Source organism: Dictyobacter halimunensis, assembly GCF_036245075.1.
Window position 1 is genome coordinate 1,818,045 of sequence record NZ_BSRI01000001.1, and the last position, 13,317, is coordinate 1,831,361.

Consider the following 13,317-nt stretch of genomic DNA (forward strand, 5'->3'; position numbering starts at 1 on the left):
AAGCGAACAAAACACAATGACCCCACGTATTTTTGTTTTATCAGTTCCAGAAGATGCTGCCTGCGCACAACAGATCCAGCGCGGCTGCGCGGATGCAGGCTATCAAGTCTGGACGCCATCATCATCGTTCCAGGCATCTGGAATCCTTTCTCCCGTAAGCCAGGATTACATGATTATCGGTAGCGCCGCCATCATCTTGATCTGGAGCCAGGCAACAGCGAGAATAGCAGAGGTGGGGCGGCTCCTGCTTTTTGCTCAGCGGCTACGGAAAAACATCATTGTTTTGACCCTGGATTCCACTCCACTTCCAACACCAATGGCAACGCTGAAACCAATCGCGGTACACCGTCCCTGCGATCACTGCATGGACCAGATCGCGCCGCTGCTGCCGCCAGCGAGCAGCCAGGATGCGTTGCAAGCGCTGGTAGAGCGAGCTGCGCATGAGTATATCCGTGAGCGCAAAGCCGCCATTGAGCAGGCAGCCGCGATGCTTCAGCGCAACGAGCAGAGGGAAGCGGTATTAGCCTTGCTCGAGCAGATCGCGCAACATGATACGATCACCAGTGTGCGCGACAAGGCACAGGAAATATTGAATGCATATACCCAACCAGCGGCACAGCTATCGACCAGTCCGCCTCAAAATATGGACCCGAACGCCATTTTTGGCGTGCGCTGCAAAAACGGGCATGTCTCCTATTTTAATAAACGCTCCGTCTGCAAAGCCACCTACGATGTGCCACGAGGCATGAGCCAGCATGATAGCAAAAATCTGGACGAGTTGATCCTTTCCTGTACAACTTGCGGAGTAACCATCGTTGCCTATGTGGATTGTGAAGGGTACAAATAATGAGCAATCAGCAAGATCCGATCGAGATCCAGGATAGCCAGGAGTTATCGGGGGAAGGGAAACAACTGGTCCAGATCTTCACCGATATGAGAAGCAAACAGCTGGAGTTTCTCGACGACTCCGGCAAAAGCATGATCGAACGCATCGCCACCTTCCTGGCGATTCTCTTTGCCATCACCGCCTTTAGCGGCAACTTTCCACCTCCCTATCTCAAAGGCAATCTACCAGCAAAAATCATGGTCATCGTCACCATGATTCTGTACCTGCTCGCAATGGCTAGCGCCATCCTGACCATCCAACCACGCATGTACGATATTCCGCGCTATAACGTCACGGAGATGGGCAAAAAATTAAGGGATATCACCACCTATAAGATGCGCCATCTACAAATAGCCGGCGTCTTATTCGCGCTCGGCTCAATTGCGCTGGCGATCCTGATTATTGTCATCATCATAGGGATATAAGTTGCGTGTAGTGCGAATGCACTTTGTTTGAAGAGACATGAAAGAGCGCATCTGGATTTCTAGAAATAGAACTTGAAGCCGTACAAATACTTGACATCACATCTGGCTACAACATATGCTTTGTGTGATGAAGATAAGTACTCCGGGTAACCCAATTGGGCTGTGCTCTTTCGGTTCAAACAGCTTGTTGAGCGCTAACGCACCTCGCCAACATGGCCATCGCGTGCGGAAAGGGAACATTGGCGCAACGTGGGAACATTTAGCGTTCTCTCTTGAACATGCTGGCACTAACATCGCGACATAGAATGGACTGTATCGATTTCATATGTATAGTGATTGTTGTATCGACATTCGGAGCCGAGACACGTCAACGGCCCGCTGAAACACTCACGGAGGCATAGAAATGGATCTTAAGTTCGAAGCCGTCATTATCCCTGTCTCGGACGTGGATCGTGCGAAAAAGTTCTACAAAGAAGCCCTGGGTTGGAGGGAAGATATCGACTATCGCGCCCCTGCCTACGAGAAGGCCATAGGCTTCAGGCTTCGCGGCGCAGAGAGCTATCGCATCGTGCAACTGACCCCGCCGGGATCGGAATGCGCGATCTTGATCGGCACAGGGATCACACAGGTGACGCCAGGAACATACCAGGGAATGCATCTGACCACATCCGACATCGAGGCCATGAGGACCGAACTCGTCAATCGCGGAGTAGAGGTAAGCGAACCCTTTCACTTCGGACCTCAGGGGCAAACACCCGGTCTCGAACCCGGCAGGGCCGACTACAACAGTTACATGTCGTTCCGCGACCCCGATGGCAACGGCTGGCTGATTCAGGAAATCAAGCAGCGCGCTCCCGGGCGGTAACCCCTTTTAGCAAGGATCTACAGGCACGTCGAGAAGATTTAGAACAAACACCCCCCTTCATCGAGTAGTGCAACTTGAGGATGTGGCAAAACTGGTTGTTCATTTGATGCTGATAAGCGGAGCAAGTTTCTATTCAAATTGCGCAAGAATAAAGGCGATAGTGAATTTCTTCTCAGGTATCCTTATAGCAAGAGAAAGGGATTATCTTCTTTTCCTTCAAGGACAAATATTTTACCACCAGGGATGGAGCCGTGGAGAATGGCTTATGGAGAGGGACATGCCTATGTATCAAATGAATGATTCCCAGCAAATGGAAGAGCTCCACCTTATCGTCGAAATGACTCCCAACCTGATCTGGGTCGCAGCTCCCGATGCTTCTATCACCTTTTGTAATCAGCCCCTGGCTGATTATACCGGATTGAGGTGCGAGCAGATCATAACAGAGAACTGGTTACACTTGATACATCCCGATGAACAACGCGCTGCCGCCGCCGCATGGAATGAAGCCGTACACACTGATTCAGCGTATGAGGGGAAGTATCGTCTCGGCAATAGTGCTGGAGGAGCGTACGACTGGTTCCTGGTGAGAGCCGTTCCGCTCAAAAAAGCGGGAGGGGGCACCATCAAATGGCTTGGAGTCTGCACAAATATTGAGAAGCAGGCGCGCCTGGAAAAGAGTTTACGTGTCAGTGACGCTTGTTTCAGAGCATTGTTTCAGTCCAATATTCTTGGGTTGACGATCTCTGACCACGAGGGCCTTATTCTCGATGCGAATGAGAATTTTCTCTCCATGCTCGGCTATACCCGAGATGAGCTGCTTAATGGTGCGTTACGTGTAGAGGTCGTGAGCCCACCGGAGTCTCGTTCCCTGGACGAACAACTGGTGCACGACCTGCTAGAAACGGGCTTTGTCTCAGCAATAGAAAAAGACCATCTAAGCAAAGACGGCAATCGTGTTCCCGCTCTTGTGGGGGCTGCACTGCTTGACAGTGAACAGCGCCAACACATTACATTTCTGCTCGATCTGACGGAACGCAAGGAGTTGGAGCGACGCAAAGATGAATTTATCAGTATCGCTAGCCATGAGTTGAAAGTGCCATTGACGGCCTTGACACTCTTATCCTCTCGTCTGAAAAAGAAACTGGCTGGACATGATAATTTGGCGGCAGAACAAATGCTCACACGGATGGATGAGCAGGTGCGAACACTGACCCATTTGATCAATGACTTGTTAGATGTCTCCAAAATTCAGATGGGGAGATTTGATTACGTGGATGAACCACTCGATCTAGGCCCCCTCATTCATGACATTGTTGCAGAATGCCAGCACACTACCACTACCCACACCCTAAAAGTGCATGGATCTCTCTCGGGCTCATTTGTAGGAGACCAAGATCGATTGAGGCAGGTGGTAATGAATCTTTTGATAAACGCGGTGAAATATTCTCCTCAGGCCAATGGCGTAGATATTCACCTGGATTACTCATCCGGCTATGCGCGTATTCACATCCAGGACTACGGGGTAGGTATTCCTAAAGAACACCAACGAAATATCTTTGAACGCTTCAACCGGGGCACCTACTCTCGCAAAGAGCGAGCCTTCCCAGGGTTGGGTATGGGCCTGTATATTTCGCAAGAAATCGTCAAACATTATCAAGGAGAGATTCTGGTAGAAAGTGAAGTGGGAAAAGGAACCATCTTTACTATTTCACTTCCAATGGCGTCATGATCCAATCTTTTCAATCTCCACCCGCAATCAGGCAACCTACGTCAGCTAAAGAAAAGAAAGGACAGCATCCCTGACGGGATGCTGTCCTCTGTGTGAAGGTTACTGGCGAATCAGTCCTCGTTGAGGCGCAGGGCCTGCCCGAGGGTGGGGCGCGAGACAACGCTGACCATAGTGATCAGGGCGATCGCATACAGCCCGATCAACGCGACCAGAGCCCAGATGAGGGTGGAAGGAAAGATGATCCGGGTAGGAAAGGCCGACTGTAGCGAGTAGAGCTGATCATTATTGGCCAGAGTGCTGTTCAAGTCAGTAAAGGACAGCGCGGGTATCATGGTATTGGCCAGCACCAGTCCAAAGCCAACGCCCAACAACAATCCAATGCTATAGACGATGGCCTGCTCCCAGGTAAGCATGCTGGCGACTTCGCGCGGCGTCGTGCCGATGGCGCGCAGGATGGCGAAGTTGGTCAGGCGCATACGCGCGCTCAACCAGGATGCCAGTAGATCACCAACCAGGGCCAGCAAGAGGGCCGTAATCGTGCCCACTATCATTAATCCGGTCAGGATCAGGTAGAGGGGATCGGTGTTGAGGGAGGCCAGGATCTGCCAGCGATCCTGCATATTCTGCAGCCCATACTGCGGCTGCTTCAACGCCGTTCGCACACTGATCAACGAAGCATCATCAGATTTTGTGTGCAGCCAGACGTGATTGATGGCCGGAACATCGGGTATGACGATACTCTTGTTTGCCTTATGCAATTTATTGTTGTAAATCGTCGTGTAGGTCGTGTAATCCATCAAGACACCACCGGGAATGATACTGCCCTTACCACCCACAGCGATACGATCGTTGATGGTGGGGATATGCGGCACAATCCCAACCACGACACAGGTCATATCAGAGACATTCAGGCCATTGATGCGCACCGTCAGGTCAGAATTATTATGCAGCAAAAGTGCATTGGCGGTATTCCTATCAATAATAACTGGCACCACCCCTAGCTTGATCGAAAACGAGCTTTTGGAGAGCAACTGCTTCAGGAGAGCATCACCCTTTTGCGCCTCCTGCTGGGAGGGCCAGATGACCGTCGAGCCAAAGGTGCGGGAATCGACCGCGCGCAATTCCATGGTGATGCCACCGCCACGGCCACCAACCGCCTGCGTCTGATAGCCGGAACTGGCCGATATTACGCCGGGAACGCTCGTGTAACGGCTCGTCAGTTTGGCTGGATCATGCATATTGACCTGTGTGTAGGTTTCACCGCTGATGTCGGCACCAACCTGGTAGATGGAGATATCCTGAATATGCTGGGCCTGGGTCGCCATATAGACCAGCGTAAACAGGGCAAAGGCCGTCGCTAGCGCCAGCAACAGCGTCATGCGAATCGACTGCCGTGGCGTACGTCCAATCTGCGCCAGCGCCAACATAGAGACGGCACCGCGCCCACGGGTCACTATTGAGGCCATCAGGCGCAACAACAACGGGAACACACGCAGGAACAGGAACATTAAGCCAACAATCAAAAAGAACGGCGCGATGATGGAGAGCGGCGTCGCAATCAAGGTTTTCGCATCACCCTGGATAACATTGCTCAGACTGGTCAGGTAGTATGAAACCCCATAGCCAGCCAGCGCGATGATGGCCGCGATTACATCCAGATTCAAACGCTGCCACAACGGTCGCTTGTTGCTGCGACTAGACTGACGACGAATAGCCAGCACATCCGAGCGTGAGGCACCAAAGATGGAGAGGCTCATCGTCAACCAGACCACCAGGATCACCGCCAGCGCATACCAGATACCCCGTTCCAGCGCGGCAAGCGGGCTGTTGGTAATCACATTTAAAGCATCGCGAGAAGCCTGTGGCAGGATGCGCCCCGAAATCGGAACAATCAGGAAGACCGCCAGGGGCAGGCCGATCAGCAACGCCAGAATGCCCAGTCCGATACATTGCGTCATCAATGCCCAGAAAATCTGACTGCTACTGGCGCCACGCGATCGCAGGACCGCGATCGCCTCGGACTGGCGATCGACCAGCAGATTAGTCATCAAGCTCACGAAAAAGAGGATCAGTACCATGATCATAATCGTCAACACGGCCGCGGGGATCTGCGCCACCGAGATGCGGCTACGAAAACGTTCAAGGTTGCTGGGACTATCCGAATAGCTAAATAGCGTACTCTGCAGATCCATCTTGGATACATACGGAAAGGTATTGCCCGCATCCTGGACAAAGGTGCTATCGCCATAATTAGCCTGATACTGATTCTGTAGCAAAGCCAGTTGATTGATCAGGTTATCAAGGTTGCCAACTGTAGCCATGGAGGGATTCAGATGATAGGACCACAGACACGAATAGGCACCCAGGGTAGAGAAGACGCCGTTCGCCTTATTCAGGGTGAGCACCTGCTCTATAATGGAGAGCAGACGATCCTCAGAAACCATAAAGTTATAGGAATAGGCGGTATGGCCCTGAGCAGAAGAACTGGTCGGCTGAAAGGTGTTGCCATGCCAGTAGGCACTGTTGGCGGGATCGATATCAAAGGTCCCTACGACGCGCCCGGTAATAAGGAACTTCCGTTGCGGGGGTGCAGGATCATTAGAATATGGGCCGGGCTGTGGCTTTGCGTAATAATTCAGATACAGCGGAATAGTAGAGCCAATCTTTACACCCAGACGCTTAGCCGTCAGAGGCGTCAGCATCACATCGATAGTATTAGCCTGGGTATTGGTAGTCGCAGCCATTTGTCCTTTTAAATGAGCGACGTGAGACGCTGTATGGGCCGTATTCACAGCACTCACAATCAACGAACGATCCTCCTTTGAGGGTGTAGCGAATGACAGATCACCACTCACAAAGGAGAATTCAGGATCCTGCACAAATGAGCCCAGCGCGGGCTTCACCAACGATTGAAATTGATCATGAACGGCAGCAACAGAAGCGGACGACAAAGCAACCACATTCGCCGTGGCCATAATCTCCGAATCATCTGGAGTCGAACGCAGCGTTGTACGTAATCCCGCCGTCGACATCACATCCGAAAAGAGCGGAATAGCACCCGCGATCAATACAGCGGCGATCATGCCGAGGGCAATGATGCTCATCAAAAAACCAGTTTGTCTCCAACGCCACAATGCCAGTGTCACCACAGACGAAAAAGGGGAAAGGCGACGACTGCCTCGTTGGGATCGTGTTGAATCAGCCATGAAATCCTCTTCTTAACTCAGGGACAAATAAATAGTAGATTGAAATGTACTTATATCCACTTTAAATGTTTGTGCTCTCTAGTATGCACCGTCTTATTTAGATAGGTCAATGCCTATAATAAAGCAGGCAGCGGAGATATTCCTTTCTTCTTCGTATCGCCTGCCAAAGGTGCACGTAAATCAGCAGGTAGAATCTCTCAGCCTTATATCGAGCAAAATAAATCCCATCATAAGATATATAGCAAAAAAATGGAACAGGAGTCCCATCATAATGTACAGTCTCCACATGCGATCTATAGACGTAAAGTACAGGCGCAAAGTACCTGAGCACAAACACAAGAAGCTATATACTCCCGGTTAAGCAGAACAGCTAGAGAAAAAAACAAATAAAGCAGGTGCTCCACACATAAACAAGATGAGTTACACTATCAAATATCAGAACAATCAGGAGGAGAGAGCATTATGGTACCGCTTGTGGTTGTTGATGGTCATAATTTGTTGTTCAGGGCCGCCTTCGGCTTTCCAGCCCCTATTAAAAGCCGTTCCGGTGTGGATCGAACGGCCATCTTTGGTTTCTTTGCTATCGCGCGTAAAGCGGCACAGGAGATTGGAGAAGCCGAATGGGTGATCTTCTTCGATGGCATACACGGGACCAGCAGTCGCCTGGCGGAACATGAGGAGTACAAGGCGCAGCGTGTACTCAAGGATCCAACTATCTTCACCGCCATGCCCGATATTAAAGCTGGCCTGGACGCGCTACAGATTCGCTGGATAGAACAAGAGACGCGTGAGGCAGATGACCTTATTTCAACGCTGGTTACCGATGAGGCGCAGAAGGGCCGAGATATCTACATTATGTCGACCGATAAGGATTTCTATCAACTGGTCAATGAGACTATAAGAATTCTCAATACCGCCCGTAAGAGAGCGCAGTGGATCATCCAGCACGAAGATATCCTGACCCAGTTTGGCATAGTCCCCGCGCAGTGGTGCGATTTCAGAGCCCTTACCGGCGATCCATCCGACAACATCAAAGGGATCTCGGGCATTGGGCCACGCACGGCGGCGCGCCTGCTGGCCGATGGACTCCAGCTAGAAGAGTTAGTAGCAAGCGGTAGGTTAAGCAAGACGTTAGAAGCAAAGGTACTGGACAGTTGGGAAAAGATCGAGTTGAACCGCAGGCTGCTCAAAATGCGCTACATCACCGATCCTGTATTCAGTAACCTCACCACAGGAATGGTCAGCAACTGGCCGCCGGCCCAGGATGTGCTAAGGCAACTTCAGCTCTGGGACTGACCTCGCGAGCGACAAAAAAACCGATCATTTTTCAAGGGGATGGCGGATCCGCGATGGATAAGGTGCGTTCCTGGTATACCTGGGAACCTGCTTCAACAGAGAGCGCGCCGGGCGCGTTATGTCTGAGATCACAATCAGCAATGATGCCCCGCCCACCCTGAAAAACAGCGATCCCTGGATACGTATGATGATGAATCGAGCAGCGGCGAATAATGGGATTGCTTTCCCACATCACCTCGATACCAGCCATCGCATTATCAAAGATCTCACAATCCTCGATAATACCCTGGCTCACGTCGCTCACCAGAATACCAGACCACTTGCCTTTATATATCCTGCACGAGCGAATAATGGGAGAACTATGATGCTTAATCTCAATCGCGGAGCTGAGATTGGCGTACACTTCACAATCCTGTACCAGCCCACGAGCCTGCTGATAGAACGTCACGCCACTCCCCCAACCATGATGCAGTTTACAATCCGAGACATCAGCGATGCTCTCCTGAAACACAGCCACCCCTGCCTGAGAGTTGGCATAAATATCGCAGCGCAAGAGGCGCCCCTGGCTACAATCTTGAATCAGGACACCATAGCCTTTCCCCTCACACAACGTACAATCCTGCAACGACAAATCGCTGTTCTGGAACGCAGCCGCCTCAGCCAGCCCATTACGCTGGATGGTACATTGCTCAAGCCTACAACTCCCCACAGTGCTCACAAGCACCCCATAACCATCACAATCATGGATGCGGCAATTTCGCACGTGGGCAGTCACCTCGGGTCCGGAAACAGCCAGACAGGCGTAGGAAGCTGATGAGAGATCACAGTCCACAAGCTCCACCTGTCCACACGACACATCCACCGCCCCGTAATGACTTGGCTGTACCGCCAGGTGATTGCGCACAGTAATGCCCTCAATGCGCACGTCATGCGCCTGTAGAGAGAGGCAGGGAAGATCGATACTTTCAATGGTGACCGCCGTAGGACCACCACATCCAACCAGGCAGACGTCTTTATCAATAACCACAGACTCACGATAAATACCGGGCTCAACCAGAATGGTATCGCCATTCATAGCAGCCTGTAAAGCGGCCGTTATAGAAGTATAAAAAGCAGGATTCTGGGATGATAAAGATACTATACGTAATTCTAAAGTATCATCCATATCAGAGAATGATTGTGAATACAAAGCATATTGCTCCAAAAAGCACCTCCAACACCTCAACCACATTAGTGCAACAATTAGAGAATTTTACATGAATGTATATGTTTTATATGAATCAATGATTTTCAAAGTACAACGTAAAACTTGTACCCTCAAATGATTTATATACGGTAGCATAATTCAAGTGAGCTTAATTTGTCAAGAAGTTGATCAGAAATAACCAGTACGGATTATTTCCGATCAACTCCCTATTTTACAGAGGCAGGCTGGATTTGAAGCGTTGCCAGTTGTCCACTACCATGACTTCCAGGGATACGGGATACGTAAACTTATATGTATGGGCGAGTTCCCGGCCAACACGACCAATAATAGAGCGATGAAGTTCAATAGCAGAACAAAGTTCAGGCAAATCGCGAATCGGCGCCCCCAGCATCCTCAAAGCATCTGGTCCAAGAGACCGCTCAATGGTACGAGCAATGTGAGAAAAGCTATGAATTGTCTGCTGGCGCTGATCTCCACAATCCTCGCCGCTCACCTGAATATACCAGAGTCGCATGATCATGTTGGTCTCAATAGAAAGCCCTAAAGGCGCCATAAGAGAGAGATCGCGAAAAAGGACTTTGCGATGCTTATGGGTGCTAATCCAGAAATCTACCAATAATTGTTCCACCGCAGCCGCTACCACAGGCAAGGGTTTCCGGACGGTCAATCGATTCTGCTCAGCTAACTTGAGCTGAAGCGGTTGAGCGCGGCACCCCAACACCAGCAAGGGTTCCGCCGTGGGAAGCCTCTCGGTACTCTGGACAAAGAAATCAAAGATCTCGCCATTTGAAAAGACGAGATGATGAAGGAACGCATCATCCCCAAACTGAATAAAAGAGTGACCCAGCACAGCAATCTGCGTAAACAATTGCTCAAATGCGGGCTGACGCCAGTTATCCAGATCAGAAGGGGAGACAGCGACACGGAAATCGACATCGCTCATGACATCACCAGCGCCACTCGCCAGACTCCCTCCAATCCAGAGAGCAAGCACATCATCTCGTTCCCAGAGCATAGAGGCCACCTGTACAATCGTTGCGCATTGAGGGAGGTCGGGCAACGCATCAAGAGACAGAGATTGCATCTTCAAGCACCTTTTTTGAGAGTATTGCTCCTCAATAAAATACAGTACCGTTTTTTATGCATTGTACCTGAAAAAGAGCAAATAAAAAAGGGCATCAACTTGTGATACTATAAACTCAGTCTAATAAATGTTACTCCCTAACGAATAGCATCTCTACCAGATTCATTTCTATTCCAGAAGAAGGCAACAGGGGTATATCATGGCAAATATCGAGAGTATCGTGGACAATACCAACAACGAATTTGAGCGCGTCTATCCAACGCAACCGATACCAGAGGGGCAGGTGCTCTGGTTCCCCTTTCAAGGCCAGAAGCTCATGCTGAAAACCGAGGATCAGGATGCGGCCATATTGCAAGCGGATCAGACACTGCTGGATAATATAAAACACGAAGAAATACTGTACATCGGACGTTACAGGGGCCAGCCGTGCCTGGCCAGCGCGCTCGATCCCGAGGCATCGCTACCAGGTAAGTGGAAGGCCGTTGGCTTACGCGAGCTCTATAACCTGATGCCGGGCAGCGAATACAACATCGCCACCTATGCATCCCAGCTCATCAACTGGTACCAGACCAGCCGCTACTGTCCGGTCTGTGGCTCGCCCATGGAGCCGGTTGAAGGAGGGTGGGGCAGAAGCTGCGTGAAGGGCCACTATACCGGCTACCCCGCCGTGGTTCCGGCCATCATCATCTTGATCCACGATGGCAAGCGCGTTCTCATGGCCCACAAAACCGGTTGGGGAAAACGCTACGGACTCATCGCGGGCTTTGTTGAGCCAGGCGAGACGCTCGAAGAATGCGTTCGCCGGGAAGTGAAAGAGGAGGCGGGCATTGAAATCGAAGACCTGGAATATAGATGCAGCCAGCCATGGCCATTTCCCAGCCAGTTAATGATCGGTTTCATGGCACGCTATAAAAGTGGGACCGTTCATCCTCAGGACAACGAGCTCGACGACGTGCACTGGTTTAGTCCCGATACACTGCCTGAACTTCCACCGCCTTCCAGTCTGGCCTATATGCTCATTTCCAGCTGGCTCCAGCAATACGGCAATCAACAATAACCTCTGCCAGCAAGCTTTATCTGACCGGTTCAAAAAAGTTACCGGGTCGTATCACGTATCGCGATACGACCCGGTAACTTTTTGAACCAGGGCAATCATAGATGCACAAAATACACAATTATCGATGTTTAAGCTATCTATTAGGATATAATAGCTATATATATCTCTATATTCTTCAAAAGCTCCCCGCATTTTTATAATGGATACAGCGTGTGCTCTCGCAAAATCAAAATTGTAGCAATAACAAAAATAGATTCATAGGAACCTTTTGCTGTTGCTCACGATACCCATCGATGAAAAATTTCTTTCATCAAAGAGCCGCGCGTCAACCGCTGAAAACCAGAAGCTTTTTGAGGATATATGAAAGCAGAGATTATTACCGATCGCCAACAATGGAACGACTTTATCGCATCATCCAGTGGATGTAATATCACCCAGACGTATGAATGGGGAGAGCTGCTGTCAACGCACAACAGGCAAGCACTCCCGATAGGAGTCATCAACGCCGAGGGACAGTTATGCGCCGCCATATTAATCCTCATCGTGCGCATCTCAATCCTGCCATTCCCCTACTTCTATGCGCCGCGTGGTCCCCTGATCGATGATCCGACCGGACCTGCCATGGATATCTTACTGGCATGTGTTGAGGCCGAGGCGAAGAAGCGCCACGCATTTATGCTCAAGATAGAGCCTGGCATCCCGGAACAGGACCAGGCATGGCAGGATGCACTGAAAAAGGCTGGCTTCTGTACCAATCCAGAGGCGCGCCATCTCAGACATGAATGGGTACTCGACATCCGTCCCGAGGAGTCAGAACTGCTGGCCGGCATGAGAAAAACCTGGCGCTATTGTATTCGACTGGCCGGCCGCAGGGGAGTCCAGGTTCGCGACGGACAGGGACAGGCAGATCTGGATACCTTTTACCAGCTCTTGCGCACAACCAGTGAGCGCGATAATTTCTTTATCTATGGTAAAGATTTTTACGCAAGGCTGCTGGCACTCTATGGGGAACGAGCCAGGCTATTGATCGCAGAGCACGAAGGAAAAGCCCTGGGCGCGGCCCTGCTCATCGCGCATGGGCGCTGGTGCTGGTACATGTATGGAGCCTCCAGCAACGAGCAGAGAGAATGCATGCCCAACCATTTACTGCAATGGAACGCCTTTCAATGGGCCAGGCAACAGGGCTGCTGGTACTATAACTTTCGCGGCATTCCCGATCAGTTAGAAGCAGGTCAGCCCATGTGGGGAGTCTACGTTTTCAAAAGCGGCTTCGGCGGCTATCCAATGCGCGCCATAGAAACCCATGATCTACCTTACAACCCTGCCATCTACCAGATGTACCGGACCCTCTTAAAGACGCGCACGTGGTATAGCAGCCAGAAAGAGCTGAAACGGTCCACAACGATTATAGGCGAACCAACAAAGGAACGGCAACCGGCCGAGCGCGTCGCGCCAGCACACCGTCAAACAACAGCTATCAGCGACGCATCCGTGGAAGTTCAAAAAGAGAATGCGTTCATCACAACCAGAACAGCGCATTCCCAGAAGCCATAACGCCATTC

10 protein-coding genes are annotated in these 13,317 nt (G+C 50.8%); 7 read left to right on the forward strand and 3 right to left on the reverse strand.

Annotated elements, in window-relative coordinates; genetic code table 11:
* Positions 1–16: 16 nt before the first annotated feature.
* From AABA21_RS07225 to AABA21_RS07240, 4 genes are all read left to right on the forward strand, one after another.
* Positions 17–847 carry a hypothetical protein gene (locus AABA21_RS07225; protein ID WP_338248366.1) on the forward strand — a complete coding sequence of 277 codons (831 nt, stop codon included), beginning with the start codon at positions 17–19 and terminating at the stop codon, positions 845–847.
* Positions 847–1,311, forward strand: coding sequence for a hypothetical protein (locus AABA21_RS07230; protein WP_338248368.1), 465 nt, complete (start codon positions 847–849; stop codon positions 1,309–1,311). Before AABA21_RS07225 ends, AABA21_RS07230 begins: the two co-directional genes overlap by 1 nt.
* 403 nt (positions 1,312–1,714) lie before the next feature.
* Entirely contained in the window at positions 1,715–2,176 is a 462-nt protein-coding gene (locus AABA21_RS07235) for a VOC family protein (RefSeq protein WP_338248370.1), read from the forward strand.
* Positions 2,177–2,258: 82 nt separating this feature from the next.
* Positions 2,259–3,905 (forward strand): PAS domain-containing sensor histidine kinase, encoded by a 1,647-nt coding sequence (locus AABA21_RS07240; RefSeq protein ID WP_338248371.1) that lies wholly within the window; start codon positions 2,259–2,261, stop codon positions 3,903–3,905.
* 110 nt (positions 3,906–4,015) lie between these two features.
* On the opposite strand, the gene AABA21_RS07245 is transcribed toward AABA21_RS07240, so the two are convergent.
* Positions 4,016–7,111 carry an FtsX-like permease family protein gene (locus AABA21_RS07245; RefSeq protein ID WP_338248373.1) on the reverse strand — a complete coding sequence of 1,032 codons (3,096 nt, stop codon included), beginning with the start codon at positions 7,109–7,111 and terminating at the stop codon, positions 4,016–4,018.
* A gap of 462 nt (positions 7,112–7,573) precedes the next feature.
* On the opposite strand from AABA21_RS07245, the gene AABA21_RS07250 reads away from it, so the two are divergent.
* Positions 7,574–8,407, forward strand: coding sequence for a 5'-3' exonuclease (locus tag AABA21_RS07250; RefSeq protein ID WP_338248375.1), 834 nt, complete (start codon positions 7,574–7,576; stop codon positions 8,405–8,407).
* 31 nt (positions 8,408–8,438) lie between these two features.
* Here AABA21_RS07250 and AABA21_RS07255 read toward each other — a convergent pair whose 3' ends face one another.
* Together AABA21_RS07255 and AABA21_RS07260 are read right to left on the reverse strand one after the other, a co-directional pair.
* On the reverse strand, positions 8,439–9,482 hold the full coding sequence (locus tag AABA21_RS07255; protein ID WP_338248378.1) for a right-handed parallel beta-helix repeat-containing protein: 1,044 nt from the start codon (positions 9,480–9,482) through the stop codon (positions 8,439–8,441).
* Positions 9,483–9,825: 343 nt separating this feature from the next.
* Positions 9,826–10,698: a hypothetical protein gene (locus tag AABA21_RS07260; RefSeq protein ID WP_338248379.1), complete on the reverse strand. Its 873-nt coding sequence runs from the start codon at positions 10,696–10,698 to the stop codon at positions 9,826–9,828.
* 199 nt (positions 10,699–10,897) lie between these two features.
* Between AABA21_RS07260 and nudC the strand changes: the two genes are divergently transcribed.
* The gene (gene nudC / locus AABA21_RS07265; RefSeq protein ID WP_338248381.1) at positions 10,898–11,755 is read left to right on the forward strand and encodes an NAD(+) diphosphatase; all 858 of its coding nucleotides are present in this window, start codon (positions 10,898–10,900) and stop codon (positions 11,753–11,755) included.
* A 360-nt stretch (positions 11,756–12,115) separates the two neighbouring features.
* The gene (locus AABA21_RS07270; RefSeq protein ID WP_338248383.1) at positions 12,116–13,309 is read left to right on the forward strand and encodes a lipid II:glycine glycyltransferase FemX; all 1,194 of its coding nucleotides are present in this window, start codon (positions 12,116–12,118) and stop codon (positions 13,307–13,309) included.
* The last annotated feature ends 8 nt before the right edge of the window (positions 13,310–13,317 follow it).

Coding starts and splice junctions, on each gene's coding strand:
- nudC (WP_338248381.1), top strand. CDS start 10,898: ATGGCAAATATCGAGAGTATCGTGGACAATACCAACAACGAATTTGAG.
- AABA21_RS07270 (WP_338248383.1), top strand. CDS start 12,116: ATGAAAGCAGAGATTATTACCGATCGCCAACAATGGAACGACTTTATC.
- AABA21_RS07245 (WP_338248373.1), bottom strand. CDS start 7,111: ATGGCTGATTCAACACGATCCCAACGAGGCAGTCGTCGCCTTTCCCCT.
- AABA21_RS07225 (WP_338248366.1), top strand. CDS start 17: ATGACCCCACGTATTTTTGTTTTATCAGTTCCAGAAGATGCTGCCTGC.
- AABA21_RS07235 (WP_338248370.1), top strand. CDS start 1,715: ATGGATCTTAAGTTCGAAGCCGTCATTATCCCTGTCTCGGACGTGGAT.
- AABA21_RS07250 (WP_338248375.1), top strand. CDS start 7,574: ATGGTACCGCTTGTGGTTGTTGATGGTCATAATTTGTTGTTCAGGGCC.
- AABA21_RS07230 (WP_338248368.1), top strand. CDS start 847: ATGAGCAATCAGCAAGATCCGATCGAGATCCAGGATAGCCAGGAGTTA.
- AABA21_RS07260 (WP_338248379.1), bottom strand. CDS start 10,698: ATGCAATCTCTGTCTCTTGATGCGTTGCCCGACCTCCCTCAATGCGCA.
- AABA21_RS07255 (WP_338248378.1), bottom strand. CDS start 9,482: ATGAATGGCGATACCATTCTGGTTGAGCCCGGTATTTATCGTGAGTCT.